Here is a 26,983-nt window from a genome sequence, read left to right on the forward strand (position 1 = left end):
CTCAATCCTTCTGGTCGGGGCAGGGGTAGCGGAGGTGCTGTATGATGCAGCCGTCCTCCCACTCCTGGACCTTCCCGGGGTTCATGATGTTGTTGGGGTCCAGGGCCCTCTTTATAGCGGCCATGGCGCCCACCGCGGTGGCGCGCTCCTTCTGGAAGTAGGGGGCCTTGGATATCCCGACCCCGTGCTCCCCGGTGACGGTGCCTCCCAGCTTCACGCAGGTGTCGAAGATCTCCGCCACGGCCTTCTCGCCGTTGCGCCATGACTCCGGAGATTCAGGGTTAAGCAGCATCTTGGTATGGAGGTTCCCGTCGGCGGCATGGCCATAGGTCCCGATGACGACATGGTTCTTCTCGGCGATCTGCCCGAACGCCACCACCGCCTCGGGGATGCGCGATATGGGCACCGCCATGTCGTCGGCCAGGGACACCGACACCATCCCCTCGCCGTAGCGGGACAGCGCGGACATGACGCTCTTCCTGGCGTTGGTCCACTTGCTCATCAGCGCAGGGTCGTCGGTCTGCTGCAGCCCCACCGCTCCGATGGACTCCGCCACCTTGGCCACCTCCACGAGCTCCTCGGCCACCACCTTGGGGTCGCCGTCGACCTCGATCATGCACAGCGCCGCCACGTCCGGCAGGCCAGCGTTGATGGCTTTGTTGACCGCCCTGATGCAGGTGGAGTCCATCAGTTCCATGGCCGACGGGAGCAGGGGCTTGGCGATGAGCGCGGATACGCACCTGCCCGCTTTCTCGAGAGTGTCGAACCCGGCCAGTACCATGGCCATCTTCTTCGGCTTCGGGACGATCCTGAGAGTGACCTCAGTGATAATGCCGAGCGTGCCCTCGCTCCCGGTGAACAGCCTCTCCAGCTGGTAGCCGGAGGCGTTCTTGAGCGTTCTCGTCCCCACCCTGATTATCTCACCGGTGGGGAGGACGACCTCCAGCCCGAGCACGTAGTCCCTGGTGCCGCCGTACTTCACGGCCCTCATGCCAGAAGCGTTGGTCGCCACCATGCCCCCCACGGTGCAGGCCTCCGCGCTGCCGGGGGTGGGCGGGAAGGTGAACTTGTGGGGCGCCAGCTCCTTCTGGAGATTGTCATATATGACCCCGGCCTCGCAGACGCAGTAGAGGTCCTCGATCCGGACCTCCTTGACCTTGTTCATGCGGGTCATGTCGATGACCATGCCGCCCTTGAGCGGTACGGCGCCCCCGCACAGGCCGGTGCCCGCGCCCCTCGGCACTATGGGGATCTTCAGCTTGTTGGCCAGCTTGACCAGGGAGGCGACCTCCTCGGTGGAGCGGGGCTGGACCACCACGTCGGGGGTGACGTGGTGTATGGAGGCGTCGAAGCCGTATGTGTAAAGGTCCGCTATCCGGGTGGAGCAGTTCTTCTCTCCGACGATCGCACCGATCTGCATCAACGCTTCCGTGTCCATGGATGTCACTATGGAGGCCATTGCTGATAACTGTCTTAAATATTTCACCAAAAAAGGAACGCGGACCATGGACGCCTTCGAAGTTCGAAACCACTGTCCGGACCCCAGTCGTTCGGCCCGGCGGAAGCGGTGAAAGATTCCCTATCAGGCACAATGTACCGCATCCGGATAATGTCCGGGCAGCGGAAAATCGCCCGATGAGTATTATCAGAATATTCGTATGTATGCTGAAAATTTCCTGAAAATGAGGCTTTTCGGCGATGCGATGAATGGTCGCCTGTGGGGCCAGATTTCGTTATCTGGCCCTGTCCGATCCATGTCACTTGCCGGATTATTGTATACATAAGTTGCATTTTATAATATAACGTATTATTTATGTATAGTATATAACATAATGGAATATTTATTTATTCGCAATACAGATAACGAGAATATGGATTGAATAGGCAACGGTTATGTACGATTATTTCCAATTGCGCATTTGGAGTCGAGCAAATGTCAGACCTTGACGCAATTAATGCCGACAAGATATTGACGAGATACGACATTCTCGCCGATGCTAAGGACAAGCCTGAGACCATTGCCGAAAGGATCCTCCCCAAGGACCCAGTCCTGAGGAAGGTCGCTGAGGACGTTGTTTTCCTGAAGGCTAAGAACATCATTGATGACACCACCGAGGCCCTGAAGACCAAGACCGCGGAGGATATCATCGAAGGTGGACTGCTGAAGGGAATGGATGTCGTGGCCGAGCTGTACGGACGCGGTATCTACTACCTGCCCCATGTCATGGTAGCATCCGACGCCATGGACAAGGGGATCAAGATCGCTGAGAAGTCCCTCACTGGCGCCAGGAAGCTGAAGGGCACCGTTGTTATGCATGCTGCCGAGGGCGACCCCCACGATATCGGCAAGAACATCGCTGCCGTCCTGCTGAAGTCCAACGGCTACGGGGTAGTTGACCTGGGCAGGGATGTCCTGGTCGACAATGTCGTAAAGGCCGTCGAAGAGCACAAGCCCATTGTAGTCACCGGGACCGCCCTGATGACCACCACCATGTCCGCGTTCCCCAAGGTCACCGAGAGGCTCGCTGAGAAGGGCATCAACATCCCCTTCATCGGAGCCGGCGGTGCTGTCAACAGGTCCTATGTGGAATCGTTCCCCATGGGCATCTACGCTGAGAAGGCCGCCAACGGACCTGGCCTGGTCGAGAAGGCCGCCGCTGGATGGGACTGGAGGAAGATCAGGGACAACTGGGACGCCATCCAGGCGAAGAAGATCTGATTGAGGTGACAAAAATGGCTACCAAGAAGTTTACCAAGATGGAATATGCTTCCGCTGATGACCTCATCTTCGGTGAGGCCAAGTACCCGCTCTCCTACGGCTTGGGCATGAAGGTCGGTGCCGGTTCCGTGGTCCCTGAGATCAACTTTGCTCCCAGGCCCGGTTCCGAGAAGAGCCCCGAGAGCCTGACCAAGGAGTACGTGGACTACATCGCCACTGACATCATGAACAGGGCCGTGACCCTCGGGTTCCCCGCTGTTCAGCTTGAGAACGAATGGATCTCCCAGATGGGCGCCAACTCTGAGAAGTTCGCCAAGCCCGTCGTCATCGGCCAGAAGGCCGTGCTGAAGAAGTTCAACGACGAGTATGGCATTGCCTGCGCCATCAGGCACACCGTCGCCGACCAGAGAGAGGGCGACGCTGGCCTGAAGCCCGGCATGGACAAGGTCCACGCCTACCCCGAGAAGTTCCAGGAGTCCATCGAGGTCGCGGCCGCGAACGGTGCCGATGTGCTGTCCGTGGAGAGCGTCGGCGGCAAGGAGATCACCGACTATGCGGTAGTCAGGCAGGATATCAAGGGCTGGCTGTTCGGCGGCGGCTACCTCGGCCCCATCGACATGGAATGGGTCTGGCCCCAGATCGTGTCTGTTGCCAACAAGCACAAGATCGTGCCCGGCGGCGACACCTACTGCGCCTCTGCGAACACCTCCATGTTCATGGCCGGCGGCTACCTGGACAAGGATATCCCCAGGACCTTCGCTGCCGTGACCCGCGCCATCGCGGCCTCCAGGACCCTGGTGGCCATCGAGTGCGGTGCCACTGGACCTGACAAGGACTGCGGCTACGAGGGCCCCATCGTCAAGGCCATATCCGGCCGCCCGTCCGCCCAGGAGGGCAAGGGCGCCCAGGATGCCCACGCTGACCTGATGGGTAACCTCATCGCTCAGACCGCTGACCTGTGGTCCAACGAGTCGGTAGAGTACCACCCCGAGTTCGGCGGCTCGTCCGTCCAGTGCTGGCTCGGCGTCATCGGCTACGAGGCCGCTCTGATGAACGCGTCCAAGCAGCTGAAGCAGGACAAGACCTTGAGGGACATCTACGTCGCCTCCGATCGCTTCAGGTGCCCTGAGGCCTTCATCCTGTCCTACGACAACGCCTACCAGATCGGACAGGCCATCGTGGAGAACGGCAACAACTACTACCTCCGTTCCAAGGCCGCCGGTCTCAAGGCCGCCGAGCTCATCCAGGCGTCCAACAACGCCGGGAAGCTGAAGCTGTCCAAGCAGGAGAAGGACACCCTGAACAAGATCCTGACCGACCTCAAGTCCCTGCCGGACGAGGAAGGCAAGTTCGTCGACTGGGCAGTGAAGGAGTACAAGGACGTACCCGCCTTCAACCCCAAGAACTACGAGCTCTAAGTGGGTCAACGGGGTCGAGATACCACAAACCCCTTCCCTTTACATTTTTCTGTTCATACCGGGGTCCATTTTTGATCGCTTCCGCGCTCGCTTCGCAAATCTATATGCCGGCATCGTTCCGTAGCTAACATGGTGAATCATTCATGGTCGCTTTGCCAGAGGAAGTTATGACCGCCTTGAACGACCCCGCGGCCTCCAAGGTCCTGGGGACGCGCGCTTCGGACGGGAGCGTGAACGTGATACCGGTCGGCAGCATAATGGCCGCCAGCCCCGAGCTTATCGCATTCGGCGCGATATTGATGAAGGACACCAGCAAGAACCTGGAAAAGATGAGGGACTCCGGGGAGCTGGTCTCCGTGCTGGTCAGCAAGGAGACGAAGGCCTACCAGGTCAAGGGGGCCGTCAAGGACTACGTCACCTCCGGTCCGCTGTTCGACAAGATGAACGAGGTGCTGAAGTCACTGGGGCTTCAAGCGCGCGGAGTGTGGACCGTGGAGCCGCAACAGGTGTGGAACCAGAGCGCCAACTACGAGTCGGGCAAGAGGATGGCCTGAGCCTCACTTTAGGTCGATCTTGACCTTGTTGTCCTTGAGGACCTTGACCGCCTTGTCCAGGTAGACCTCCTTCATCAAGATGTGGTCGGTGGAGAAGGCGGAGATGGCGAACAGGCTGATGTTCTGGTCGGCCAGCAGCTTGGTTATGTAGGCCAGGAAGCCAATGAGGTCAAACGGCAGCTTGGTGTCGAATGAGATTATGCGGAGAGGCTTCTCCTCCTCTGTTACGTTGAGCGGGAGCCCTGTCTCCGCCACCACTGAGATCTCCGAGCCGTCGGTGACGATGGCGAAGATCCGGTCATCCCCAGGCGGAATGCTGGATACCTTGGCCAGAGTATATTCCTTCTTGCGCACGGACGCACGGATCTCGGTGTCCTTGGTGAGCTCCTCGAACTTCATTCTAACATCCCAAAGCAATGGAAAGAGCGAACGGAGTTAATAATCCACCTGCCCGGCGCGGGTCACCGCCGCCGCGGGGCTGTTCGAACCGGGACATTGCGCCTATGGCACGGGGGCCGACACGTTTATGAAATACATATTGTAAGACAGTGTGGCGGGGTCCGCTCCCTCGGGAATGTCGAAGATGACCGGGAAGGTCCTGGCTTCCCCGGCAGGGATCGAGCCCGACGACATCACGCTGTACTGCTGTTCGTAGTCCGCGCGGTGCTCCGTGCCATTGACTGTCAGGAGGAAGAAGTACCACACTATCGGGATGTCATAGGACCTGTTGTTGGTCATGGTGACGTTTACCATGATCCGGTCATAGCCCTCGGCGGGCTCCCCCATGTCCGTAACCGGAGACCAGCTGTTCACCCTCATGTCCACGTTCCCCGCATCGGCCTCATTGGACACGACCCAGACGCCTACCGCGGCGATTGCCACGACGGCCACCACGACCACCGCCAGCACGACCAGTATGGCCGGCAGGGCGCTCTGCTTGGGTGGCGGGGAGTAATACTGCACCGGCGGGGGTGATGGTCCCCGGGGCGCTCCCGGCGCGGGGGCCTCCCCTCCAAGGGGTGCGCCGCAGCTGGTGCAGAACCTGCCATCATCGGCCACCTGATCGCCGCATTGAGGACATGTAGCCATATTTGACCCGCTCCTTTTCGGCCAGGCCCCATGGGGCCTATCGCCGTGTCTTTTTATGATTTGCCCCATAATTACATTTGCGGTGCCTCGGGCAGACGAGAGCCGCGGTCGCGGGCACCTCGGCAGGCACCATCGGACCCTCGCCCCTCGCGGGGCGGGACCCCAGGGTCGCGCCATGAGGATATTGCACCTAGAGAACCAGGCAGGGGTGGCCAATCAACTGGCCCAGGCGCAGCGGAGGCTCGGCCACGACGCAATGGTCATGGAGACCTGGTACAACACGCTCGATGAGCCGCATGACGTGGAGATGTACTACACGCACGATAGCTTCACCTCCGACGCCAGGAACGCCATGGAGATAGTGAAGTACGCCAGGGACTTCGATATAGTGCATATACATGGCGGCATGTTCTGGAAAAGAGCGGACGCGGTGGCCATCAAGCTGCTTCTGCGAAAGCCGCTCGTGGTCCACTACCACGGTAGCGAGACCAGGGACGGCTACGGAATGCACTATCGGTTCCTGGCAGATCATAAGTTCGTGTCCCGGCCGGACCTGCTGAAGTGGCATCCTGACAGCCAGTACGTGCCTAACCCGGTCGGCCAGTTCTCTTATGAGTTCGATGCTGGCGCCAAGCTCCGAGTGCTGCATATGGCCACCAACAGACGGGCCAAGGGCACCGATACCATCGAAAAGACGCTGGAGGCCATGGTCCGCGGCGGAGCGGGCATCGAATACGCGGTCCTCGATAGAGTTCCTCACTCCCAGGCCATGGGGGAGCTGCGCCGCTCTCACATTCTCATCGACCAGCTCATCGATCCCCGGGCGGTCGGCATGCCCAGCATCATCGGCGTCGCGTCGTTCGAGGCCATGGCCATGGGGAAGGTGGCCATATCCTCGTTCGACCGGGAGTACCGGCCATATTACCCGGGCTGCCCTGTGGTGGCCATCGAGCCGACCGCCGAAGCGCTGGAGGAGGCGATACTCCGCTTCAGGGACGACATGGCCTCGGCCCAGCAGATCGGGATGGCAGGGAGGCAGTATGTCCGGGAGAAACACTCCGCCGACACCATCGTGAAGGACGTGATGCCGGTGTACGAGGGGCTGCTGGAGAAGAGAGCTAGAGGTCCCGCCATTCCTCCTGGAGGATGGACATCAGGACGTCGTTCTCGTAGCGGCCGTTCTTGAACCTGGCCTTGCGCATGACCCCTTCCTTCCGGAACCCACACTTCTCGTACGCCCGAATGGCGCGGGCGTTGGCCTCGGCCACGTTGAGGTACACCCGGTTGAGGTCCATCTCATCGAACAAGTACCGGAGCATGGTCCGGACGACATCGGTGCCGTAGCCTCGGTCCCACACGTCCTTTTCACCAATCGCCAGCCATAGGCTGCATCGGCGGTCCTCCCACTCCAGCTTGATGATCCCGCAGTTGCCGATGAGCCGGCCGTCCTCGGCCTCCACGCTCAGCACCCTTTCGTCGGTCCCTTGGAGGTCGTGGTACCACTGCTCCTGTTCCTCCAGGCCGGCCAGGGGGTTGGACATCAGGTGCGCATTTACCTCCGGGTCGTTCAGCCAGTCCACGAAGTGCGGCAGGTCGCCCCACTCCACCGCCCTCAGCGTGACCTTCTCCCCCCGCAGCGGCATGGCCTCACGGCCTCCTGCCGGCGGGGAGGCCGTTCCATTCGTCCTTCAGCAGGGACATCTGCACGCAGTCGATGTACTGGCCGTTCTTGTAGAGATAGGAACGCAGAACACCCTCCCGGCGGAACCCGCACTTCTCGTACGCCCGAATGGCGCGCAGGTTGTCCGCGGCGGCGGTCAGGGACGCCCGGTTCAGGCCCATCTCGCCGAAGGCGAGGCCCAGCAGTACGGCGAGCGCGTCCGTCCCATACCCCCGCGACCAGGCCCCCTTTTCCCCGATCATGATGCCGACGTCGGCCCGCCGGTGCGTCCAATCTATCTCCCGGAGGGCGCAGTTGCCGATGAGTCGGCCGTCCTTGGTCTCGATGCTGAACGTTCTTTCGGACGACGATGACATGACGCCCCGTAACCAGGCCTCCTCTTCCTCCGGGGACACCAGCGCGCCGACCGGCAGGTACGCCGTCACCTCTGGATCGTTGATCCACTTGAGGAAGTACGGCAGGTCCGCCTTCTCCGGCGCGCGCAGCCTTACCGATGCGCCTTCGATCATCCGGGGCCCCCATGCTCGCCGCGCAGCACGGACATGAGAAGGGTGGAGCAATGCTCGCCATGATGGAAGTGGTCGTCCCGGAAGGTGCCGTCCCTGCGGAAGCCGCTCTCCTCGAAGCATCGTACCGCCCGGTCGTTGTACTCCGGTACCCGGGCCTGCACGCGGTGGAGGTTGAGCACCATAAAGGCATGGTCGAGGACCAGCCGGACGGCTTCCCTGCCCAGCCCCTGGCCCCAGCACGACGGCTCGCCTATGACAATCTGCAGGTCCGCGGCGCCGTTCCTCCGATCTATCCTCGACAAAGAGGCCCACCCGATGGGCTTCCCATCCTGGAGCTGGAGTATAACATATCCGCGCTCCGCGATGGAGGACACCATCCTCTCCGCGGCCCTCTTCTCCTCCTCCATGGAGGCGGCGAAGAGGGGGCGCTGCGCTCCGAGGCCCTCGGTGACCCTCTCGTCGTTATGCCATCTGTACAATAGCCAGACGTCCTCGGTCTGCAACGGGCGGAGCCCGACCCTCTCTCCCTTCAGCATGTAGCTCACGGTTCAGAGAGCGTTCGATGAATAAAATTCTTGGCCATCTTCAAAAATGGCTTAAGGCAGGAGAATATTCCTGGCACCCATGGACGCTAAGATCGTGCTTCTGGGCGCGCCCGGCTCCGGAAAGGGCACCCAGGCAAAGAGGCTGTGCGACGAGCTGGGCCTCACCTTGATATCGACCGGCGACCTGCTGCGCGAGGCGGTGCGGAACAACACCTCCCTGGGCGTAAAGGCCAAGGGATTCATGGACGCGGGCAAGCTCGTTCCTGACGAGCTGGTGATCGGCCTTATTCAGGAGAAGGTCAAGGGGATCAAGGACGGGTTCCTGCTGGACGGGTTCCCCCGGAACCTCGAGCAGGCCAAGATGCTGGACACTATCGCCGACATCAACCTGGCGGTCAATCTCGATGTTAATGAGGACATCATCGTCGACCGCATCGTGAAGAGGCGCAGCTGCAAGCAGTGCAACGAAGTGTACCACCTGGAGGCGAAGCCGCCCAAGGCCGCCGGCAAGTGCGACAAGTGCGGCGGGGAGCTTTATCAGAGGACAGACGACTCCGAGGCTACCGTCCGCGAGCGCTTGAGGGTGTATAAGGAGAGGACCCTGCCCCTGGCGAAGCTCTACCAGGACCGGGGCATTTTGGTCAACGTCGACGGACAGGGCGAGATAGACGCCGTGTACAAGCGCATCCTCGACGCCGTAAAGAGAAAGCTCTGAAACCTCATCGGGGCGCGCGGCCCCTCGGTTCCCGCGCAAGGTTTTTCTAGACTCCTGAACTCACTCCAGCTTCTTCCCGCAGGAGTCGCAGTACCGCTGCCCCGGCTCGGTCGCCTGCACCCCGCAGCGGGGGCAGAACAGCAGGCCTCCCTGGGACGGCTGTTCTGCCGGCTGTACCTGTTGCTGAGGAGGGTACGGCATGGGCTGCCCCGGCTGGGTCGGATACTGGTATTGGTACGCGGACCCCGCCTTACGCTCCTTGTAGTAGTCGTTCAGCATCAGGATGCCGCCGATGAGGAAGAAGATGAAGGTGAGCGCTCCGAATATGCTCGTGAAGAGGAGCATAATGATGCCGCTGGCGATCATCAGGACCCCGCCTACAGGCTTCTGGCGCGTCAGGGTCCCGCCGATGACGCCCACGATCGAGCATATCATGCTCACGGCGCCATAGCCATAGTACAGCCCGGCATACTCCGACAGGTCCATCCCGATTTCTTCCATATATGGGTCAAAGAACCCTGCGCCGCTGAGATAGCCAATCGCTATAAACATTATGCCGATGAGTATCCCGAATACAGCGCCGATCAGGCCTAACCAGAACGGTTTGTTCATCTTAGTCCCAGGGGTTCATCGGCCTGCTCGGTCTTATAGATTACTGGAAAGGGAGCGATCACGGAGATTTTTTCTGAGCGTGACCCCGAAAGAGCCGCCGTGATCCCATATTGCTATTCGATCGATCGCAGCCTACCGAGTGCATAATTTCGCGCACCATTATAATTCGTCCGGCCGCTTGCGATGCCTTGGCGGATGTTCGCAGGAGAAGGGAAGGCGGCGCTCGCCCGCCCCGAACAAAACATTTAAAATACAGGAGCAGTTTCCAGGCTACTACGATAGCCCCGTAGTGTAGCGGTCAATCATGCGGGACTCTGGATCCTGCGACGACAGTTCGAATCTGTCCGGGGCTACTTCCCTCCCTTTTCACTGGAGGTCCTTCGGTTCCAGATGCTCCAATCCTTTGGCCAGGTCCTTGAAGAACCTCCTGCCGTCCTCCGGACCCCTGGCGAAGAGCACGTCCCCGGCCATTATGGGGGTGTGGCGGTCCGGCCCGTAGATATACCGGCGGCCCCGGCGTATGGCGATGACCCTCATGCCCGAGTTGGTGGACAGCTTCACCGCCCCCAGGGTGCTGCCGGCGAGGTCGGAGCCCTCCTCCACCACGGCCGTGCTGATGATGACATCCGATTCCCTCAGGGACATGCCCACCACGGGGTGCAGCGGCTGGCCCATGCGGACCACGTTGGCGATCTTCAGGGCGGCATCGGATATGTCCTGCACCGAGCGGGCCAGCAGTATGACCAGGAGCGACCTCTTGGTGTCCCCGTCCTGCACCGCGCCCTGGATGGACAGCTCCTGCAGCTCGTCCCCCATTTCCCGCACCCGGGCCTCCAGCTGGGCCACTTCTTCGGCGATGTCCCGGTTGTTGTAGAGCAGCGAAGAATACGCCAGGTCGATCATGAGCTCGGAGGTGTCCTTTATCTCCAGGAACATGTCCTGGAGGTTCTCGGTCACTGCTCCGGCGGATATATCGGCCATCTCTCCACCCCCTGAGCGAACTTGCACAGCCTGGTGTACCCGTCCTCGGTACCGCGGACCACCAGCATGTCCCCTTCCTTCAGCTTCTCTTCCGGCTCGGGATCGTATATCCACCTGATCCCCCGCTTGATGGCAATGATCCTCATGCCCGTCTCCGATTCCACGCTCAGGTGGCCGATGGTGTTCCCCTTCATGTCCGAGGCGCCGGACATGCTCAGCAGGAAGATCTTCTCCTCGGCGTCGCGGAGGACGTACGAGAGGAAAGGTCCCTTCTCGGAGCCCAGCTCCAGGAGGCCCACGATGTCCGCCGCGGCCTTGGATATCGACGCGGCGCCCTCAGCCACCTGCAGCAGGCCGGACAGCTGCACCGCGTCGTCCATGGTGCGGCTGGCCATCATCGCCTTTATCTTGATCCCGTAGTTCAGCTGGTCCACCTTGGACTCGAGGTGCTTGACCTCCGCCCCGATCTCGTGGCTGTTGAACAGCAACGCGGCGTAGGCGAGGTCAACGATGACCTCGGATATGTCCTTCATCTCCGTTAGTAGCTCACGCACGGTGAGGTTCTCTTCCTCGTCGCCATCGGCGAGGGGGTCGAAAAAGGACATCCCTCAACATGCCCCCCGAAGCGGCAAGCCACCGCTGGACGGCCCATCGAGATGTCGATCGTCGTCCGTTGCACTTGTCATGGTCCTATTCACAATTCCGGGTCCGAGACGCCGCTCGGCCCATTCCACTAATTCACGTATTAGGTATAATAAACCTAAGGGCATGTGGCAGGGCATATGGCCCCAGAGGCACCATCATAGAGGAGTGAACTATCCATTGGACTTGCACCGGCTAGGTGGCGTAGCGGTCCAGTGTCCACGAGCGAGTTCGGGCAGTTCCTGCCCTACCTTCAACAATCCTCTATTTTAGAACCCTTTTGTTTCCAGGCCATTCTCCTCTGATCCCGCCGTAATTTATTCAATTCTCGCTTCAGGTGACAAGGGATCTCTGTCACTAGACCGTCGCTGTCAACAGCGTAATGTTCTAGTCCAAGGTCTATGCCAACCGCTTTTTCGATGAACGTGATTTCGTCCTCATTCTTGCAGTCATCGACCCAAAGGTAGACGTACCAATTCCAGATAGCATGTGCTTGATGGTAAGGCCTTTTATCTCACCGATAACTTCACGATGCAAGCGGATAGGAATGTTGTCTATCTTTGATAGCTGGAGAATGCCAAACTTATCATTCTTAGGCAACAGCTTGAAACCACTTTGAATATGGCTGAATGAACGGAAGCGTTGCGAAGACTTGAATCTCAGGCTGCCGACCTCCCTGCCACTTTCCTTCAGTCCTTTTTGTGTATTCAAGTTGATGAATAGGCGGTGCAGCACGTATTGAAGGACCTGGGCATTCACATTTCTGAGGTCGTCTTCACTTTCTTTCTAAACTGAGAGGAGGGTTTGCAATCTGAACTCATCACGTTCGCCCTTCATTTAGAACTCAAGGAAGCGATTGTAAATGAGACGGCATATCTCCAGCGTCCACAACAGCATCCGTTCCTCCTCTTTGTTCGGATAGAGACGGAACTTGTAGGTGAGCATGACATCCCCTCCGTTTTTCTTGACATCTTTCGTATATAAGCATCGAACGGGGGAAGGTGGCCGAAAGTGCCTAAGCAGCCATATTATACTTGGAAGAATGAAAGTACCTAATGGATATATTTCATCTTCACGATAACATAGCGACTTCCTCCCCATATGAGTTAAAATAGTAATGAAGAGTAATAGGGTCCGAGGGGCAGGCCATGAGGGGAGTGCGATCTTTCTTTGCCAGGAACCGTTCGGTCTTCTCCCTCGGCTTCGTCGCGCTCCTCATATCCTCGCTCGGCGATCTGCTCGCTGGCGCGACCCTTGGATCCATGACCCATACTCTGGAGCTTTTGCCGGGCCTCATGATCCTGATCCCCCCTGCCATCGGCATGAGGGGCAACATCTTCGGCGCGCTGGGCTCCCGGCTGGGTACGGCGATGCACCTCGGCACCTTCGAGCTCACTTTCAAGCGGGGCAGCATTCTGCGCCAGAACATGGAGTCGTCCCTGCTCCTCACCATGATCATGTCCTTCCTCATGGGCGTCCTGGCCAACACCGTAGCGGTGGCCATGGGGATCCCTTCTGTCTCCATCAGCACGTTCGTGTTCATATCGGTGCTGGGGGGAGTGCTGGCGGGCTTTGTGCTCATCATAATCAACGTGATCGTGGCGACCATCGGGTTCCGCCGCAATTGGGACATCGACAACATCTCCGCGCCGCTGATCACCGCGGCCGGCGACATCGTCACCCTCCCCATGCTGTTCCTGGCGGCCATCCTGGTCATCAATTTCCCGGGCATCGTCATCACCGCGTTCTCCACCCTGTTCCTCGTGATCACCGTGGCCTTGGCAATCCTGGCGGTCCTCCGCGGCAAGGGAGAGGCGAGAAGGATCTTCATCCACAGCTCGCCCGTGCTGGTCCTCTGCATCCTCCTAGACATAGTGGCGGGAGTTACCATAGACACGCGGCTGGAAAGCCTGGTGGCTCTGCCCGCGCTGCTGGTCCTGATACCTCCCTTCCTGGAGGACGCCAACGCGCTGGGCGGCATACTGACCTCCCGCTTCGGCTCCATGCTGCACATGGGTACTCTGAAGCCACGGAGGAGGCCGGGGAAGCTGGCCCTGGAGAACTTCGCCATAATCTACATCTTCTCACTGTGGGTGTTCGTGCTGGTGGGGATATCCTCCTACGTGGCGGCGCGGCTGCTCGGGCTGGGCTCGCCGTCCCTGGGAGAGATGGTGTTCCTCTCCCTGGCGGCCGGGCTCATCACGGTCACGGCGCTGAACTTCATCTCCTATTACGTCGCGGTGTACACGTACAAGCTGTCCCTGGACCCCGATGACCACTCCATACCGCTCACGTCATCGGCCATCGACTCGGTGGGAGCGTTCGCGCTGATGGGCGTGATAATCCTCATGGGGCTGGGCGTCTGATAACCTTTATCTCTTTTCCCTCGATAGGGTGAGTTCACAGGGGCAGGACCATGATAGAGAGAAAGGTCATTCAGGAGATGGTCGGGGACTACGACCTCAGTGCTGCGAAGATAGGCGTGGTGGGCTCCCACTCCGCCCTGGACACCTGCGACGGCGCCGTGGAGGAGGGGCTGCGCACCCTGGCGGTATGCCAGAACGGCCGGGACTCCCCGTACTCGCGCTACTTCAAGGCCTTCCGCGACGCGAACGGCGGCATCGTCAGGGGCATGGTCGACGAGGTCATGCTTCTCCCCAAGTTCAATGATATCATGAAGCAGGAGAATATGAAGAGGCTGCAAGATGACAGCGTGCTGTTCGTGCCGAACCGGTCCTTCACCTCCTATGTCTCCATGGACGCCGTGGAGAACGATTTCATGGTCCCCCTGGTCGGGTCGAGGAACCTGCTGAGAAGCGAGGACCGCGGCGGCCCCAGGGACTACTATTGGCTCTTGGACAAGGCCGGCCTGCCGGCCCCGAGGAAGATCACCGACCCCAAGGACATCAACTCCCTCAGCATCATCAAGCTGCACCACGCCAAGAAGAAGCTGGAGAGGGGGTTCTTCACCGCCGCCTCGTACCAGGAGTACAGGGAGAAGTCGGAGGCGCTCATCAAGCAGGGCGTGATCGAGAGGGAGAACCTGGAAGGGGCGAGGATGGAGGAGTACGTCATCGGCCCGGTGTTCAACCTGGACTTCTTCTACTCCCCCCTGGAGAAGGAAGGCGAGAAGGTCGAGCTGATCGGCGTGGACTGGCGCTTCGAGAGCTCCCTGGACGGGCACGTGAGGATACCCGCCGCCCAGCAGCTGACCCTGAATGAAGCGCAGAAGGTGCCTGAGTACACCGTGTGCGGGCATAATTCCGCCACGCTCCGGGAGTCGCTCCTGGAGAACGCCTTCGAACTGGCGGAGAAGTACGTGGCCGCGGCCAAGGAGTACTTCTCCCCGGGCATCATCGGCCCGTTCTGCCTGCAGACCTGCGTGGACAAGGACCTCAAGTTCTTCATCTACGATGTCGCGCCGCGCATCGGCGGCGGCACCAACGTGCACATGAACGTCGGCCATGCTTACGGCAACTCCCTGTGGAGGAAGAACATGTCCACCGGGAGGAGGCTGGCCATGGAAGTGCGCCGTGCCCTGGAGGAGAAGCGGGTGGCGGAGATCGTCACTTAGTATCAATATATAAAATAGCAAATATTAATAAACCCCTATTCATTTGACGTACTGTGAAGTGGCGCCTCGTAGACTCAGACATGCTAGCCCCGGCCTTTAGTGCCGCCTGCGACGAGGCCATCCTGGTGGCGAGGAACGAAGAGAAGGTCCCCAACACCCTCCACCTGTATCGGCGGAACGCCCCCACTATTTCCATGGGGCACTTCGAGAGGGTCAAGGAGGTGGTGGACCTCGAGGCCGCTTCCAGGCACGGTGTCCAGATCGTTCGCAGGATGTCAGGGGGGAGCGCCATCTACACCGACCAGGGGCAGATCATTTATTCCCTGCTCATCGACCGGGCCAGCGCTCCCGGCGATCCCGTGAGGTCGTTCGAGATGGTGTGCCGGGGCATCGTTCTGGCCCTGGAGGGGCTTGGCCTTGATCCGGAGTTCAAGCCGGTGAACGATGTGCAGATAGGGGGAAAGAAGATCTCCGGCAGCGCCCAGCTCAGGAGATGGGGGGTGCTGGCCCAGCACGGATCGCTCCTGGTGGACACCGATCTCGACATCATGTGCGAGGTGCTGAAGGCGCGGAAGAGGCCTAGGGGGGACATGACCTCGCTGCGGGAAGAGCTGGGCTACGTCCCGGACATGGAGGTGGTCAAGACCGCCATCGTGCGCGGGTTCTCCTCGGCGTTCGGGGTGGAGTTCGAGAGGGGCGATCTCACGGAAGAGGAGCGGGATCTCGCGGACAAGTTGGAGAAAGAGAAGTACAGCTCCCCCGAGCACACTTACCTGCGGTGATCTCGACAGCTCCACTTATAAAATGCCAACTAATGCAGATCGGGGGATGACAGATCTCGCCCTAGTGGAACTTACTGAGGTCCAGGATGGCGATCTTGCGGTCCTCGCCCAAAAAGCCCAGCTTGCGATGGAGAAGCAGCGACCTGGTGTTGTCGAGGCCGATGGAGGAGTGCACTACCTGCGCTCCCTGCTTCTTGCCTTCCTCGGCCAGGCGGCGCATCAGCTGGTACCCAATGCCCATGCGCCGGAACTCCTGGTCCACGCCGACGTTCTCGACCCACGCCGCATTCTCTATGCCGTCGATCCAGTGCATCATCTGGCCGAAGATGAAGCCGACAACCTTGTCACCCTCCTTGGCCACGAAGCTGAGGCCGGAGTCGCGATAGTACTGGAACGAGTTGGCGGCAGAGGCCCCCAGCTTCTCCCGGAGGTCCTGGGGAAGGTCCTCCCATCTCTTCTTGATGGACCGCTCCACATACTCGCGGATGCAGGCCAGCTCGAGCACGCGCACCGACACGCGGTCCTCGTCGGAGAGGGGGACGATCTTCATGTTACATCTCCTCCGGGGCGCTGAGGCCCAGGGTGGTCAGAGCGTTCGCCAGCACGAGGCGGGTCGCGTCCACCAGCGCCAGGCGGGCGTCGCGGTTCTCCTCGCCCTTGAGCACCGGCACGTAGGTGTAGAACTGGTTGAACGCCGCCGCCACTTCGTGAGCGTAGGCCGGCAGCACGTGGATGCGGGCCTTGTCCCCGGCCTCGCTGATGACGGAGGGGTACCGGGCCAGGGCCTTGATGAGTTTGACCTCGTATTCGTTCGTCAGCACCTCGGGGTCGAGGTCCCGACCGAACTCCCCGGCCTTGCGCAGGATGCTGCAGGCCCGGGCGTGAGCGTACTGCACGAACGGCGCGCTGTTGCCCTCGAAGTTCAGGGCGTCCTCCCACTTGAAGACCAGGGGCTTCTCGGGCTGGACCCGAACGATGTTGTACCTCACCGCGCCGCGCCCGATGGCCCTCGCGATATCCCGCATCTTCTCCTCCGACAGGTCGGTGCGGCGCTTCTTCACTTCTTCCAGCGCGCGGGCCTCCGCCTCCTCTATGAGGTCGTCGAGGTGGACGACCACGCCCTTCCTGGTGGACATCCGCCCCTCGGGAAGGGATACGAAGGAATAGAACAGGACCTCGGGGGCGCGCTCCTTTCCCAGGAGCTTGAGGGCTATCGCGAGCTGGGTCTGCCCCAGCTTCTGGTCCTCGCCCAGGATGTTGATGAGACGATCGGCCCGCTCGAACTTGTTGAGGTGGTACGCCATGTCCCGGGTGGTGTACAGGGTGGTCCCGTCCGCCCGGGTGAAGAAGAACTTGGTGTCGCGGCCGTGAACGCCGAACGGCTCCAGCTCCAGATAGCAGGCGCCCTTGTCCTCCTTGCAGTGCTCGGAGCGCTTCAGCTCCTCCACCACGCGGTGGGCGGAGCCGTCCTTGATGAAGGTGGACTCCCAGGTGAACTGGTCGATGGCGACGTTGATAGTATCGAGGCTCTCGATGATGCCGTCGAGCATGAGCTTGGCGGTCTTGCGGACCTTCTCGATCACTTCCTCATCGCCGTCCTCGAAGCGGCGGAGCATGTGGCCCACCTGCTTCTCCACCTCCTTGTCGTTCTCCATCATCTCGTTCGCTTTCCGGTAGTAGGCGACAAGGCGGTGGTCGGCCTTCTCGCTGTCGTCGACGATGTCAACGTCCGAGGGAGAAAGATGGTCCAGGCCCCAGGTCAGGATGACCACCTGCTTGCCCACGTCGTTGACGTAGTACTCGGTGGTAACGTCGTACCCGCAGGCGCGCATGCAGCGCGCCAGGGTGTCGCCGATGATGGGGTTCCTGGCCCGTCCGACGTGTATCGGGCCGGTCGGGTTGACCGAAGTATGCTCCAGGAGGACCTTCTCCTTCCTGTGAGCACCTTTCCCGTAGTTCTCCTTCTCCTTCATGATCTCGGTGAGGGTGGACCGGCTGAGCTTCTTCTCGTCCACCTTGAAGTTGAGGTATCCCCTCTCGGCCCAGGCCTTGGAGGCCATCTCCATCCGAGGGAGCTTGGAGGCCGCCTCCTCGGCTATGGCCGGGGGCGCCTTCCTCAGGGCCTTGGCCAGCGGGAAGCAGGGAACGGCGAAATCGGCTACTCCGGTGGCGGGGACCTCGATCTCGAAGCGGACGTCGGCGCCCATGGCCTGGAACGCGGCCTTGGTTGCGCTCTCCACCTCATCGCGGAACGGCTTCAGCGGGTCCAAGCTCACATCCCTCCGATGCTGTACCTCAGTATCGCCGCTATGCCGCCGAAGGCCTTCATGAGCAACTCCCCTTCCTCCGAATCGATGGAAAGGAGCTCGACCTTCGTGCCGACCTTGCTGGCCTCGTCATAGAAGTCGTCGACGAAATCCTTGACCTCCACGATCTCGGGGCTGGCGGCGGGACACTTGGGGCACTTGGCATCCTCTTCCCTGACCGCGGTGACCTTTCCCTCCCAGCCGCACTGGGGGCACTTCAGCTGGACTCGCTTCTTCCGGAGGCCCTCGGAGATGAGCAGGGTGTCCACCGCCCCTATCTCCAGGGCGTGGCGGACCTGTTCCTCGCCGTACGTGGCGAGGCCGTCGTCGGACTTGCGGATCTCCTCCAGAAGCTTCTGGACGAGCTGCTTCTCCCTCATCAGGTCAAGGTCGGTGAGGGCGTCCTTGGCCTTCTCCACCAGCTCCTTGAGCCCGTACTCATCGGTATATCCTGTATCGAAGGTGTCGATTATCTTCTTCCTCAGCTCGTGGTGGAGGTACTCTTCCTTGACGAAGAACTCCTTGGTCGGCCCCGGACCGCCGATGAGAACGCCTTCCAGGTTCTCTCCCTGGGCGAGGAACGCGTCGTCGGCCGTCTCCGCCACCTTCTTGTAGAACTCGTGAGCCGCGATCTCGATCAAGCGCTCGAAACGCAGCGCCGATTGCCCGCCCCTGCCGTGCTTCGATGGCACCAGGGACTGGATGTTCTTGACGGGGATGACCCTCTTGCCCTTGAGCAGGCCGATGGTCGCTTCGGAGCGGTCGATCACCAGCAGCCCGAAGGTCTGCTTGACCTCCAGCATGTCCCACAGCTTCTCGGTGTAGAACTCCGAGTCGCATCGGTACATGAAGGTGGTGATAGGCTCCGGCGGCTCCACTACGAAGGACACCTGCTTGGTCTGGTCCCCCGCGGTCGGGGCTTCGCCGACGAAGAAGATGACCCCGTTAGCCGGTGGGGTCTTGAAGTATTTCAGCTTGGCAAGTATTGACTCGATGGCCCCGGTGACGGCCTTGTTGGTCCTCTTGCTCTTGATGTTCTGTGACTGTGAGTATTCACCCCGAAGGTAGTTCGCGACGTCCGATATCTGCTTGTCCGGTGGGACGTAAACGGAGACGAGCTCGGTGCCACGGCCGTGGATCTCCCGGATCTCCTCCAGGGCCCTCTTGAAGTCGTACCGGCGCTTCTCCATCATCCTGTCATTATCGCTCTCATCTGGAGCCATTGGTTCAACCTACGCTTTTTTAACTCTAAAGATATTGCCCTAATTAAGCTTTGGTCGATACCCATGGAAAAGGTCGTTGTCTCACTGGGAGGCTCCATAATCATCCCGGATGACCGGGACGGGGAGTTCCTCTCCAAGTTCGCTTCCGTTCTCAGCAAGGTGTCCGAGGAGTTCGAGGTGTACGTGGTGTGCGGTGGGGGCAAGATCGCCCGTTACTACATCGTCACCGGGAGGGAGCTCCAGGCGACCGAGGACGAGCTTGACGACCTAGGGATCCAGGCCACCAGGATCAACGCCCGCCTGGTACAGCTAGCTCTGAAGAGCAGAGCGATCCAGACCGTGCCGACCACGGTGGAGGAGGCCGCCGCACTGGGTGGGAAGGGGAAGGTCGTAATCATGGGCGGAACGACCCCAGGGCATACAACCGATGGCGTCTCGGCCGCGCTGGCCGAGAAGGTCGGCGCATCGAGGGTCGTCAACGCCACCTCGGTGGACGGGGTGTACACCGCCGACCCCCGCAAGGACAAGAGCGCCAGGAAGTACGACCGCATCTCTTTCCAACAGCTCCGGGAGATGCTGGGCGGGAAGCATGGCGCCGGCAGCTCCCACGTGTTCGACCCCATGGGCGCGGAGATCGTTATGCGCAACAAGATCCCCATCCTGGTGGTAGCTGGCCGCGACCTCGCGGAGATGGAAAGGGCCATACGGGGGCAGAGGATCAGCGGGACGGTCATCGACGGCTGATCAGTCAGAGGATGTTCCAATAGGGTGGTCGCGCCCCCCTCCAAGGCGCGGACCGCGCATGAACGGTCCACGCCATTTCTTCGCTGGTAAGGCAATAAACTTATCATCCCCTCACGAGCATTATGTGGGTGAAAGAATAATTGGGGTTATGATATGGCTGAAGCTAAAGCGTGCAAGAGGAGCAAGAACCTGAAGGACGAGCTCAGCGCCGAGGACGCCGTGGAGGAGATGGGATGCCGCATGGGCGGCTATGTCCCGCACGCTCTGGCCCACATCCGTGAGCACAACCCGGAGCTGGCCGTGGTCATAAAGGAACTTGACAGGGTCATGGTGGAGGACGGTGCGCTGGACCGGAAGACCAAGAGGCTCATCGCCCTCGCCTGCGTGGCTGTGAGGATGTGCGAGGACTGCGTGTATCCCCAGGCCAGGGTGGCCGCGAACTACGGCGCCACCAAGCAGGAGATCGTAGAAGCGATGCATGTAGCGGTCGTCGTTGGAGGCGTGCCGTCCTGGTCCGTCGCCAAGAAGGGGCTTTCCCAGGTCTTCGCCGAGATGGAGGGCGAGAAGACCACCAAGCCCGTGGCCAAGAAGCCGGCGGCGAAGAAAAAGAAGTGAGCGCTCCCCCGCCTTCGCGGGGATGGACCGAGGGCTCAGAGGTCCTGGAGGTCCGAGCTGTCGATCACCCGGCCGCCCAGGTCTGCTACCAGGCTGGCGACCATGGACGCCTCGGACCTCTTCATCGATTTTTTATGAAGATATGCTAGATCGGTCCCGGTGCTCCTCAGCGCCTTGCCGATCATTGCTGACAGCGACGCCGGGTCGTTCAGGTCCATGGCGTAGCCGGGCAGCATATGGCCGAAGCTGACCTTCTTGGCCAGGCTGACCTCGGTGAAGCGGGGCGCGTAGTGCCCGCCGCCGATCCCGATCGCCTTGGGATGGTCCTCCACCCTGGCCTCCAGCAGCGCCCTCGCCAGCGCTCTGGCGGCGTCCTTGTCGCCCCAGGAGGCCTCGTTGCTCCCGATCTCGATGAACAGAGTGGGCGACGCCAGCCGGGGGCCGTGATGGGTCACTTCGAACACCACGTCGAAGTCCAGGCCGGAGGCGGCGGCCTTCAGCGAGCGCAGCAGGGCGGTCATCAGGCCCGGGGCGGCAGGCACCAGCTCGCCCTCCCGCCCGCCGTAGTCCGCCTTTCTCCAGTTGCCGATAGGATGGACCGTCAGCGACCTCTGCCCGGAGGCGGCCTTGTGGCGCGACATGAACACGACCTCGTCCACCTTGACGGACAGCGCGTCGCTTACCCTTTGGTCTATGTCATCGGCGAAGATGTGAAGGCCGGGAACGGTGGCCATTACCATGTCCCCGCTCCTGAGGACCGGATGACCCTCGAACTCGCCCTCCTCCGACCAGGGAGCCTGGGAGAGCAGCGCGTCCTTGATGTTGACGCTTACCGTGTCCGCCAGGCTGCAAACCATCAATCTGATCGCCATGCCTCCTTTTCGCCTCCGCGTTATGGCCCGCCCGGTAAATAGATTGTGGGGCTCCGAGGGCCGGACCGCCTGCCAGCGGCGCTCATTCCCGCGAGAGCGCAAGCAATGATATCGCCTGTAATAATACTGGTTGAAATATACAATTAATATCGCTAAATATATAGAGACCGGTCCTAATTTCGTGATCATGCCCGGCACGCTGACCGTGGGAGAGAGGATCATCCTCCACCTGTCCCAATACTCGAAATTCAAGGACAGCTACGATGCCCCCTTTGACATAAGCCAGGACGGCATCGCCGCCGCGCTCCGCATCTCCAGGGCGCACGCGGCCATCGAGCTGAAGAAGCTGAAGGAGACCGGCGAGGTGGTGGAGGACCTCGTGCACATCAAGAAGGGGAAAACGAAGCGCAAGGTATACTTCGTCAGCCCGGCCGGAGAGGACCGGGCCGCCAGGATCAAGCAGTTCGCCGAGTCGGAGGGCATCGACGTCCGGCCGTTCCTGGACATCCGGAAGTGCAAGGGCCCCGAGGTATGGGGCAGCCTGGACGACGAACTCAAGACCCTGTTCGCGCAGGCCTGCGTGTTCCGCCGCCCCTTCATGAGGGAGGCGCTGCCGGAGACCCCGGTGTCCCTCCTTCCGGTGGACGGCGACGGCACCGTTGACCTCCCCCCTGAGCTGAAGGCCTACGTGGTCGGCATGGTCGCCCCCGACCTCCTGAAGCAGTACCATTCTTTCGCCGCCGACTACTGGCTCACCAACGGAGATTACCGCGAGAGGCTGTTCCACCTCCTCAGCGCCGGCCGGGCCAGGGAGGCGGAGATGCTGCTGTCCTCGAGGGGGAGCGCGCTGCTGGCGTCCGCCGACCGCGACCTCATGGACATCGTGTGGTCGTTCAAGGAGCCGTCCCCCCGCTACCGGGGGCGGGTGCTCTATGCGCAGGCCGAATCGGCCCGCCGGGCCGGAGAGCCGGACCGGGCACTGGCGAAGGCGGAGGAGCTGCTGTCATCATCGGACCCCCGCGACCGCTTCGACGGCGCCGTGGTGAAAGGGCTGGCGCTCCGGGAGAGGGGCGATGCCGGGGAGGCGCTGGCCGCCCTCTACGCCGCCAGGGACCTGCACGAGGGGGAGGCGAACATCCCCCTGGAGTGCGACATAGCCGAGACGCTGATGCTTACCGGCCAGCCAGCCGAGGCCAGGGTGGTGCTGGAGCGGCTCATCTCCGGCGGGGTGAAGGACGGCGAGCTGCTGGAGCGCATCTTTTACCAGCTGGGCACCATCTCGCTGAGGGCGGGGGACGGGGCGGAGGCGGTGCGCCTGTTCAGCAAGAGCAGGGGCGCATCGAGGGACCGCGAGAACGGCGAACTGTACATGGCGCTGTCGGACGCCTACGTGCTCATGGGAATGCCGGAAAAGGCGACCGAGTTCGCGGCGCGCGCCAAGAGGGTGAAGGGCTCAAGGTCCGGACCGTGACCCAGCAGCGGCCGCGGGGGCCAGAGGTCATATATAGCTTCTTAGCGATTCCGTTTCGATTTTCAGGGGGAACCAATGGCGGCATCGCTCACCGTAGGAGAACGCATAATCATCCACCTGTCGCAGTACGCGAAGTTCCAGGACTCCTACGAGGTTCCCATCGACATAAGCCAGGACGGCATCGCCGCCGCGCTCCGCATCTCCAGGGCGCACGCCGCCCTGGAGCTGAAGAAGCTCAAGGACAGCAAGGACGTGATGGAGCGGCTCTCCCACATCAAGAGGGGCAAGACCAAGCGCAAGGTGTACTTCCTCACCCGCAGCGGGACCGACAAGGCCAAGGATATCAAGGACTTCGCCGAGGAGAACAACATCGACCTCAGCCAGTACCAGGACATCCGGAAGTGCAAGGGCCCGGAGCTGTGGAAGGCCCTCGATGACAAGTTCAAGCCAGTGGTGGCGATGTCCTGCGTGTTCCGCAAGCCGTTCTACCGCGACGTGTTGCCGGACATCAGCGTCTCCCTCCTTCCGGTGGACGAGAAGGGCATGGTCGATCTCCCCCGAGAGCTGAAGGAATACGTGCTGTCGGAGACCGACCCCGAGAAGGTCAAGGACTACCATACCATCGCCGCCGACTACTGGATGCGGTGGGATGATCTCAAGGAGGCATTGTACCACCTCGTTAACGCCAGGAGGTTCGCCGACGCCGAGATCCTGGTCAACAGCCGCTACAAGGAGCTTCTGCTCGTGCCGGACGACGACCTCCTGGAGGCGGTGGCCAATATCCGCGACGTGACCAAGGGCTACAGCCCCATGGTGCATTACGTGCAGGCCGAGGTGGCCCGCAGGGTGGGCAAGGCGGAGTACTGCCTCATCCTCACCAAGGTTATGGAGGCGTCCAGCATCCCGTCGGAAAGGTTCAACGGCTACTGGATCGAGGGCATGCTGCACATGGACCGCAAGGAATGGCACCTGGCATACCGCTCGTTCATCCGGGCCAGGGGCGTCTACGACGACCACATCAACGGCGCGCTGGAGTGCAACATCGCCGAGTCCCTGATCCGAGACGAAGATTATCACGAGCCCAAGGAGATATTGAGCCGCCTCATCCAGCACGGCTTCGAGAACCCCGAGGACGAGGCCCGCGCGTACTTCCTTCTCGGCACCATTGCCATCAAGACCGGGGACGACGACGAGGCCCTCAGGATGTTCTCCCGCTCGCGGCAGGCCATGATCAACAAGCAGGTGGAGCTGCTCAACGACCTGTCCCAGTTGTACACCTCCATGGCCATGCGGGACAAGGCGCTGGAGATGGCGCTCCTGGCCAACAACGTGAAGATGTCCAAGTGAGATCAGAGCAGGGGGCTCTGGCGCAGCATGTCCACGTCGCTGATGTACAGGTCCCTGAGGTCCTTGAGGTTCCATCGGAGCATGGCGAGGCGCTCGAAGCCGAAGCCCCATGCCAGCACCGGGTACTCTATCCCGAACGGGGCGGTGACCTCAGGTCGGAATATGCCGGAGCCGCCGAGCTCCATCCAGGTGTCCTTGAACCGGACCTCGATCTCCATGGACGGCTCAGTATAGGGGAAGTAGCCTGGCCTGAACCGTATGTCCTCGAAGCCCATGCGCCGGTAGAACTCGCGGATGACGCCGCACAGCATGTCGAAACTGGCGTCCTTCTCCATGATGATCCCCTCGATCTGAGTGAACTCCGGGAGATGCGTAGCGTCGATAGCTTCCTTCCTGAACACCTTGCTTAGGGAGAAAACCTTGACCGGTGGCTCGGGATGCTTCCAGAGGTGGCGTATGGTGTTGACGGTGGTGTGCGTGCGCAGAAGCGCGCGCTCCGACTCCTCGCGACACCATTTGTACCCCCAGCCCTGCGAGCCGGTCTTCCCGCCGCACTCGTGCATGGAGCACACCTTTCCCACGAGGTCCTCGTCCTCCGGGGCGATCTTGGCGGGGTTCTTGAGGAAGAAGGTGTCCTGCATCTCCCGGGCAGGGTGGTCCTGGGGGATGAACAGCGCGTCCATGTTCCAGAAGGCCGGCTGGACGTACTCCTCGTCGATCTCCTGGAACCCCATGTCCACGAAGATCTCGCGGACCTCGTCGGCGATCCGGGTGAGCGGATGCTTCTTGCCCGGATAGATGGCCGGAGCGAAGGTCCTTACGTCGTACTTGCGGATGGTGACGTCCCTCCACTTCCCCGTCTGGATCAGCTCGGGGATGAGCTGGGCGACCTCGTCCTTGACCTCGATGCCCATGCCGATGATCTCCTTCCCCAGGCCGGTGACGGTGATGGTCCTGCTGACCACCAGCTTCTCGTTCACCATGTCCTGGCGGGACTTCAGAGCGGCGATGGTGGCCTTGTCCAGCTTGTCCTCCGGCAGGTCCTCCTCGGCGAGGGCTTTCAGCGTCCTCTCGTCGTCCATCTGGTCCAGGAGCATGCCGCGGCCCTTGTCGGTGATGGTGATGACGGTGCGGTCGTCGTCCTTCTTGACGGTGGCGAGGCCTTTCTTCCTCAGCCAGCCCAGGGCGATGGACGCCTCCTCCTTGGCCACGGCACGGGAGAGGTCCTTCATCTCCACCTCGCCGCTGCAGTCGGCCAGAAAGTTCAGCGCCCTGCGTTCGGGCAAGCCCTTGTCCAGAACGGACCTGTCCTTGAGAGAGTAGACCTTGCGGGCCATCTCGGAGATCTGCACCAGGCCCTTGGACTGGAGCCAGGAGGCCGCGTTCATGACCTCCACCGGCTGCTCGAACCCGCCCGCGGCGAAGACCTGCTCAGGGGTCCCCTTGCCATGCAGGCTGTCCAGCGCCAGCAGGAGCTTCGCTTCGTTGGCGCTGAGCCCCTCTAGTATCTCCGAGACGTTCATGCCATCAGTGAAAAACAGGAAAGTAATTAGAGTTTGCTCCGGGGAGCACAGGGGCGGCCGCTCCCGCGGATGCGCTGCAGGGGTGGGCCTTACCCGCTCACACCCTTCCCTCGTCCATCATTCCGAAGCACTCGGTGAAGAACACCCGGCTGGTGCCGTCGTACTTCCCCACGACCTCTTCCATGGCCTCGTTCATCAGGCCTTCCAGGACCGGCGCCTCGCATGCCGCTCTGGCGTTGACCACGACGCGGAGCTTGTCGTAATGGTTCCTGATCTTCTTGTCATGCTCCGTTCTGTAGTCTATGCCCAGAAGCGATGCCTTCGCGATGTCCCCGTCCTCCGCGGTGGCGAACACCTTCAGGTGAGGCACGTTGCGGTCGGCGGCCCTCAGCTTCCCGCGGACGCTCTCGATGAAATCGTCCACGAAGGCGTTGCCGTCGAAGTCCTTACTCGATACCATGTAGAAGCGGCGGTTGTACCAGGTGAGCTTGCCCTCCGCCGCCATGAACTCCTCCCCGCCGTACCCGATGTCGACGACCTTCAGCTTGGCCTTGTTGCTGTAGACGTAGTCCACGACCTCCCCGATGTTGTGCTTCTCCCGGGCGGAGATCGCGAAGACCGGCGTGTCCGGGCAGAACGACCTGAGAAAGTCGACATACCTCTTGGTCTCCTGATCGGACAGGAGGTCGATCTTGTTCAGAACGACCGCGTCCGCCTCGGCGAGCTGCGACCTGAAGAGATACTCCATTTCCGGGGGAAGGTGTATGTCCGCCTTCTCCGGCATGATGGTGCGGAGCCTTTCCGGGTCCGCGATGACGATGAACGGGGCTAGCTCGAAATCATCCCTGTACGCGTCGTTGAGCTTGTGGTATACGTGGTCTAGGGCAGCGATCCCGCATCCGGGGATGTCGGACATGACGAAGTCGGCGTGGTCCACATCGCTGAGCCTTTTGATCTTGTCCACCAGCACCTCGGTCTGGTAGCAGATGCAGTCCCCCGTGATCTCGACGGCGGCGCAGCCGCATGAGGAAGTATATTCTTTGTCCACCAGGTTCTTGGCG

At 61.1% G+C, this 26,983-nt stretch carries 28 protein-coding genes and 1 tRNA gene; 13 read left to right on the forward strand and 16 right to left on the reverse strand.

Annotated features, from left to right (window positions below; genetic code table 11):
* Position 1 precedes the first annotated feature (1 nt).
* On the reverse strand, positions 2–1,459 hold the full coding sequence (locus WYS_RS08400) for an FAD-binding oxidoreductase (RefSeq protein ID WP_019177724.1): 1,458 nt from the start codon (positions 1,457–1,459) through the stop codon (positions 2–4).
* Positions 1,460–1,933: 474 nt separating this feature from the next.
* On the opposite strand from WYS_RS08400, the gene WYS_RS08405 reads away from it, so the two are divergent.
* The 3 genes from WYS_RS08405 (at position 1,934) to WYS_RS08415 (ending at position 4,691) form a co-directional block, all read left to right on the forward strand.
* On the forward strand, positions 1,934–2,719 hold the full coding sequence (locus WYS_RS08405) for a B12-binding domain-containing protein (RefSeq protein WP_019177725.1): 786 nt from the start codon (positions 1,934–1,936) through the stop codon (positions 2,717–2,719).
* Between the two features lie 14 nt (positions 2,720–2,733).
* Positions 2,734–4,137: a methanol--corrinoid protein co-methyltransferase MtaB gene (gene mtaB, locus WYS_RS08410; RefSeq protein WP_019177726.1), complete on the forward strand. Its 1,404-nt coding sequence runs from the start codon at positions 2,734–2,736 to the stop codon at positions 4,135–4,137.
* Positions 4,138–4,280: 143 nt separating this feature from the next.
* The gene (locus tag WYS_RS08415; protein ID WP_236993877.1) at positions 4,281–4,691 is read left to right on the forward strand and encodes a hypothetical protein; all 411 of its coding nucleotides are present in this window, start codon (positions 4,281–4,283) and stop codon (positions 4,689–4,691) included.
* A 3-nt stretch (positions 4,692–4,694) separates the two neighbouring features.
* Here WYS_RS08415 and WYS_RS08420 read toward each other — a convergent pair whose 3' ends face one another.
* Both WYS_RS08420 and WYS_RS08425 read right to left on the reverse strand, forming a co-directional pair.
* Positions 4,695–5,090 carry an ACT domain-containing protein gene (locus tag WYS_RS08420; protein ID WP_019177728.1) on the reverse strand — a complete coding sequence of 132 codons (396 nt, stop codon included), beginning with the start codon at positions 5,088–5,090 and terminating at the stop codon, positions 4,695–4,697.
* Positions 5,091–5,192: 102 nt separating this feature from the next.
* Entirely contained in the window at positions 5,193–5,780 is a 588-nt protein-coding gene (locus WYS_RS08425; protein ID WP_081579907.1) for a DUF4352 domain-containing protein, read from the reverse strand.
* A 175-nt stretch (positions 5,781–5,955) separates the two neighbouring features.
* Between WYS_RS08425 and WYS_RS08430 the strand changes: the two genes are divergently transcribed.
* On the forward strand, positions 5,956–6,966 hold the full coding sequence (locus WYS_RS08430) for a glycosyltransferase (RefSeq protein WP_162137722.1): 1,011 nt from the start codon (positions 5,956–5,958) through the stop codon (positions 6,964–6,966).
* Here WYS_RS08430 and WYS_RS08435 read toward each other — a convergent pair.
* From WYS_RS08435 to WYS_RS14805, 3 genes are read right to left on the reverse strand one after another with little or no spacing between them, the layout of a single operon-like run.
* A complete protein-coding gene (locus tag WYS_RS08435) occupies positions 6,899–7,423 on the reverse strand; it encodes a GNAT family N-acetyltransferase (RefSeq protein WP_019177731.1) in 525 nt (174 codons plus the stop codon). The genes WYS_RS08430 and WYS_RS08435 overlap by 68 nt on opposite strands.
* A 4-nt stretch (positions 7,424–7,427) precedes the next feature.
* Entirely contained in the window at positions 7,428–7,970 is a 543-nt protein-coding gene (locus tag WYS_RS08440; protein WP_019177732.1) for a GNAT family N-acetyltransferase, read from the reverse strand.
* Entirely contained in the window at positions 7,967–8,506 is a 540-nt protein-coding gene (locus tag WYS_RS14805; RefSeq protein WP_019177733.1) for a GNAT family N-acetyltransferase, read from the reverse strand. Before WYS_RS14805 ends, WYS_RS08440 begins: the two co-directional genes overlap by 4 nt.
* An 88-nt stretch (positions 8,507–8,594) precedes the next feature.
* On the opposite strand from WYS_RS14805, the gene WYS_RS08450 reads away from it, so the two are divergent.
* Positions 8,595–9,230, forward strand: coding sequence for an adenylate kinase (locus WYS_RS08450; protein ID WP_019177734.1), 636 nt, complete (start codon positions 8,595–8,597; stop codon positions 9,228–9,230).
* Positions 9,231–9,290: 60 nt separating this feature from the next.
* Here WYS_RS08450 and WYS_RS08455 read toward each other — a convergent pair whose 3' ends face one another.
* Entirely contained in the window at positions 9,291–9,842 is a 552-nt protein-coding gene (locus tag WYS_RS08455) for a DUF4064 domain-containing protein (RefSeq protein ID WP_019177735.1), read from the reverse strand.
* A gap of 280 nt (positions 9,843–10,122) precedes the next feature.
* Between WYS_RS08455 and WYS_RS08460 the strand changes: the two genes are divergently transcribed.
* A tRNA-Gln gene (locus WYS_RS08460) sits at positions 10,123–10,195 on the forward strand.
* Between the two features lie 13 nt (positions 10,196–10,208).
* Here the strand turns inward: WYS_RS08460 and WYS_RS08465 are convergent.
* The 3 genes from WYS_RS08465 to WYS_RS16255 form a co-directional block, all read right to left on the reverse strand.
* Entirely contained in the window at positions 10,209–10,823 is a 615-nt protein-coding gene (locus tag WYS_RS08465) for a potassium channel family protein (RefSeq protein ID WP_049796297.1), read from the reverse strand.
* Positions 10,796–11,428, reverse strand: coding sequence for a potassium channel family protein (locus WYS_RS08470; protein WP_019177737.1), 633 nt, complete (start codon positions 11,426–11,428; stop codon positions 10,796–10,798). The genes WYS_RS08465 and WYS_RS08470 overlap by 28 nt, the downstream gene beginning before the upstream one ends.
* 874 nt (positions 11,429–12,302) lie before the next feature.
* Complete coding sequence (locus tag WYS_RS16255) at positions 12,303–12,410, reverse strand: helix-turn-helix domain-containing protein (protein WP_019177738.1); 108 nt, start codon at positions 12,408–12,410, stop codon at positions 12,303–12,305.
* 203 nt (positions 12,411–12,613) lie between these two features.
* Here WYS_RS16255 and WYS_RS08485 point away from each other — a divergent pair, with 203 nt between their 5' ends.
* Genes WYS_RS08485 through WYS_RS08495 form a run of 3 tightly spaced genes read left to right on the forward strand, consistent with a single transcriptional unit; the run spans position 12,614 to position 15,821 of the window.
* Positions 12,614–13,831: a magnesium transporter gene (locus WYS_RS08485; protein ID WP_019177739.1), complete on the forward strand. Its 1,218-nt coding sequence runs from the start codon at positions 12,614–12,616 to the stop codon at positions 13,829–13,831.
* A 50-nt stretch (positions 13,832–13,881) separates the two neighbouring features.
* Positions 13,882–15,039 carry a formate--phosphoribosylaminoimidazolecarboxamide ligase family protein gene (locus tag WYS_RS08490; RefSeq protein ID WP_019177740.1) on the forward strand — a complete coding sequence of 386 codons (1,158 nt, stop codon included), beginning with the start codon at positions 13,882–13,884 and terminating at the stop codon, positions 15,037–15,039.
* A 53-nt stretch (positions 15,040–15,092) separates the two neighbouring features.
* On the forward strand, positions 15,093–15,821 hold the full coding sequence (locus tag WYS_RS08495; protein ID WP_019177741.1) for a lipoate--protein ligase family protein: 729 nt from the start codon (positions 15,093–15,095) through the stop codon (positions 15,819–15,821).
* 61 nt (positions 15,822–15,882) lie between these two features.
* On the opposite strand, the gene WYS_RS08500 is transcribed toward WYS_RS08495, so the two are convergent.
* Genes WYS_RS08500 through prf1 form a run of 3 tightly spaced genes read right to left on the reverse strand, consistent with a single transcriptional unit; the run spans position 15,883 to position 19,350 of the window.
* Positions 15,883–16,371, reverse strand: coding sequence for a GNAT family N-acetyltransferase (locus WYS_RS08500; RefSeq protein WP_019177742.1), 489 nt, complete (start codon positions 16,369–16,371; stop codon positions 15,883–15,885).
* A 1-nt stretch (position 16,372) separates the two neighbouring features.
* Entirely contained in the window at positions 16,373–18,097 is a 1,725-nt protein-coding gene (gene argS, locus WYS_RS08505) for an arginine--tRNA ligase (RefSeq protein ID WP_019177743.1), read from the reverse strand.
* Entirely contained in the window at positions 18,094–19,350 is a 1,257-nt protein-coding gene (gene prf1 / locus WYS_RS08510) for a peptide chain release factor aRF-1 (RefSeq protein ID WP_019177744.1), read from the reverse strand. Before prf1 ends, argS begins: the two co-directional genes overlap by 4 nt.
* Before the next feature lie 63 nt (positions 19,351–19,413).
* On the opposite strand from prf1, the gene pyrH reads away from it, so the two are divergent.
* Both pyrH and WYS_RS08520 read left to right on the forward strand, forming a co-directional pair.
* Positions 19,414–20,094, forward strand: a complete 681-nt coding sequence (pyrH, locus tag WYS_RS08515; RefSeq protein WP_019177745.1) for a UMP kinase — start codon at positions 19,414–19,416, stop codon at positions 20,092–20,094.
* 153 nt (positions 20,095–20,247) lie between these two features.
* Positions 20,248–20,709, forward strand: coding sequence for a carboxymuconolactone decarboxylase family protein (locus tag WYS_RS08520; protein WP_019177746.1), 462 nt, complete (start codon positions 20,248–20,250; stop codon positions 20,707–20,709).
* Positions 20,710–20,744: 35 nt separating this feature from the next.
* Here WYS_RS08520 and WYS_RS08525 read toward each other — a convergent pair whose 3' ends face one another.
* On the reverse strand, positions 20,745–21,581 hold the full coding sequence (locus tag WYS_RS08525; protein WP_019177747.1) for a D-aminoacyl-tRNA deacylase: 837 nt from the start codon (positions 21,579–21,581) through the stop codon (positions 20,745–20,747).
* Positions 21,582–21,768: 187 nt separating this feature from the next.
* Between WYS_RS08525 and WYS_RS08530 the strand changes: the two genes are divergently transcribed.
* Positions 21,769–23,052: a tetratricopeptide repeat protein gene (locus WYS_RS08530; RefSeq protein WP_019177748.1), complete on the forward strand. Its 1,284-nt coding sequence runs from the start codon at positions 21,769–21,771 to the stop codon at positions 23,050–23,052.
* 75 nt (positions 23,053–23,127) lie between these two features.
* A complete protein-coding gene (locus WYS_RS08535) occupies positions 23,128–24,399 on the forward strand; it encodes a tetratricopeptide repeat protein (protein WP_019177749.1) in 1,272 nt (423 codons plus the stop codon).
* A 2-nt stretch (positions 24,400–24,401) separates the two neighbouring features.
* Here WYS_RS08535 and pheS read toward each other — a convergent pair whose 3' ends face one another.
* Together pheS and WYS_RS08545 are read right to left on the reverse strand one after the other, a co-directional pair.
* Positions 24,402–25,922, reverse strand: a complete 1,521-nt coding sequence (pheS, locus tag WYS_RS08540) for a phenylalanine--tRNA ligase subunit alpha (protein ID WP_019177750.1) — start codon at positions 25,920–25,922, stop codon at positions 24,402–24,404.
* 97 nt (positions 25,923–26,019) lie between these two features.
* Positions 26,020–26,983: GTP-binding protein (locus WYS_RS08545; RefSeq protein WP_019177751.1), on the reverse strand; the 964-nt coding region annotated here is incomplete at its 5' end.

Source organism: Methanomassiliicoccus luminyensis B10 (assembly GCF_000308215.1).
Taxonomy (GTDB): domain Archaea; phylum Thermoplasmatota; class Thermoplasmata; order Methanomassiliicoccales; family Methanomassiliicoccaceae; genus Methanomassiliicoccus; species Methanomassiliicoccus luminyensis.

What these genes read in the sequence shown, in the direction of transcription:
- WYS_RS08400 (WP_019177724.1), bottom strand. Translation starts at nt 1,459, where the DNA reads ATGGCCTCCATAGTGACATCCATGGACACGGAAGCGTTGATGCAGATC.
- WYS_RS08405 (WP_019177725.1), top strand. Translation starts at nt 1,934, where the DNA reads ATGTCAGACCTTGACGCAATTAATGCCGACAAGATATTGACGAGATAC.
- mtaB (WP_019177726.1), top strand. Translation starts at nt 2,734, where the DNA reads ATGGCTACCAAGAAGTTTACCAAGATGGAATATGCTTCCGCTGATGAC.
- WYS_RS08415 (WP_236993877.1), top strand. Translation starts at nt 4,281, where the DNA reads ATGGTCGCTTTGCCAGAGGAAGTTATGACCGCCTTGAACGACCCCGCG.
- WYS_RS08420 (WP_019177728.1), bottom strand. Translation starts at nt 5,090, where the DNA reads ATGAAGTTCGAGGAGCTCACCAAGGACACCGAGATCCGTGCGTCCGTG.
- WYS_RS08425 (WP_081579907.1), bottom strand. Translation starts at nt 5,780, where the DNA reads ATGGCTACATGTCCTCAATGCGGCGATCAGGTGGCCGATGATGGCAGG.
- WYS_RS08430 (WP_162137722.1), top strand. Translation starts at nt 5,956, where the DNA reads ATGAGGATATTGCACCTAGAGAACCAGGCAGGGGTGGCCAATCAACTG.
- WYS_RS08435 (WP_019177731.1), bottom strand. Translation starts at nt 7,423, where the DNA reads ATGCCGCTGCGGGGGGAGAAGGTCACGCTGAGGGCGGTGGAGTGGGGC.
- WYS_RS08440 (WP_019177732.1), bottom strand. Translation starts at nt 7,970, where the DNA reads ATGATCGAAGGCGCATCGGTAAGGCTGCGCGCGCCGGAGAAGGCGGAC.
- WYS_RS14805 (WP_019177733.1), bottom strand. Translation starts at nt 8,506, where the DNA reads ATGCTGAAGGGAGAGAGGGTCGGGCTCCGCCCGTTGCAGACCGAGGAC.
- WYS_RS08450 (WP_019177734.1), top strand. Translation starts at nt 8,595, where the DNA reads ATGGACGCTAAGATCGTGCTTCTGGGCGCGCCCGGCTCCGGAAAGGGC.
- WYS_RS08455 (WP_019177735.1), bottom strand. Translation starts at nt 9,842, where the DNA reads ATGAACAAACCGTTCTGGTTAGGCCTGATCGGCGCTGTATTCGGGATA.
- WYS_RS08465 (WP_049796297.1), bottom strand. Translation starts at nt 10,823, where the DNA reads ATGGCCGATATATCCGCCGGAGCAGTGACCGAGAACCTCCAGGACATG.
- WYS_RS08470 (WP_019177737.1), bottom strand. Translation starts at nt 11,428, where the DNA reads ATGTCCTTTTTCGACCCCCTCGCCGATGGCGACGAGGAAGAGAACCTC.
- WYS_RS16255 (WP_019177738.1), bottom strand. Translation starts at nt 12,410, where the DNA reads ATGCTCACCTACAAGTTCCGTCTCTATCCGAACAAAGAGGAGGAACGG.
- WYS_RS08485 (WP_019177739.1), top strand. Translation starts at nt 12,614, where the DNA reads ATGAGGGGAGTGCGATCTTTCTTTGCCAGGAACCGTTCGGTCTTCTCC.
- WYS_RS08490 (WP_019177740.1), top strand. Translation starts at nt 13,882, where the DNA reads ATGATAGAGAGAAAGGTCATTCAGGAGATGGTCGGGGACTACGACCTC.
- WYS_RS08500 (WP_019177742.1), bottom strand. Translation starts at nt 16,371, where the DNA reads ATGAAGATCGTCCCCCTCTCCGACGAGGACCGCGTGTCGGTGCGCGTG.
- prf1 (WP_019177744.1), bottom strand. Translation starts at nt 19,350, where the DNA reads ATGGCTCCAGATGAGAGCGATAATGACAGGATGATGGAGAAGCGCCGG.
- pyrH (WP_019177745.1), top strand. Translation starts at nt 19,414, where the DNA reads ATGGAAAAGGTCGTTGTCTCACTGGGAGGCTCCATAATCATCCCGGAT.
- WYS_RS08520 (WP_019177746.1), top strand. Translation starts at nt 20,248, where the DNA reads ATGGCTGAAGCTAAAGCGTGCAAGAGGAGCAAGAACCTGAAGGACGAG.
- WYS_RS08525 (WP_019177747.1), bottom strand. Translation starts at nt 21,581, where the DNA reads ATGGCGATCAGATTGATGGTTTGCAGCCTGGCGGACACGGTAAGCGTC.
- WYS_RS08530 (WP_019177748.1), top strand. Translation starts at nt 21,769, where the DNA reads ATGCCCGGCACGCTGACCGTGGGAGAGAGGATCATCCTCCACCTGTCC.
- WYS_RS08535 (WP_019177749.1), top strand. Translation starts at nt 23,128, where the DNA reads ATGGCGGCATCGCTCACCGTAGGAGAACGCATAATCATCCACCTGTCG.
- pheS (WP_019177750.1), bottom strand. Translation starts at nt 25,922, where the DNA reads ATGAACGTCTCGGAGATACTAGAGGGGCTCAGCGCCAACGAAGCGAAG.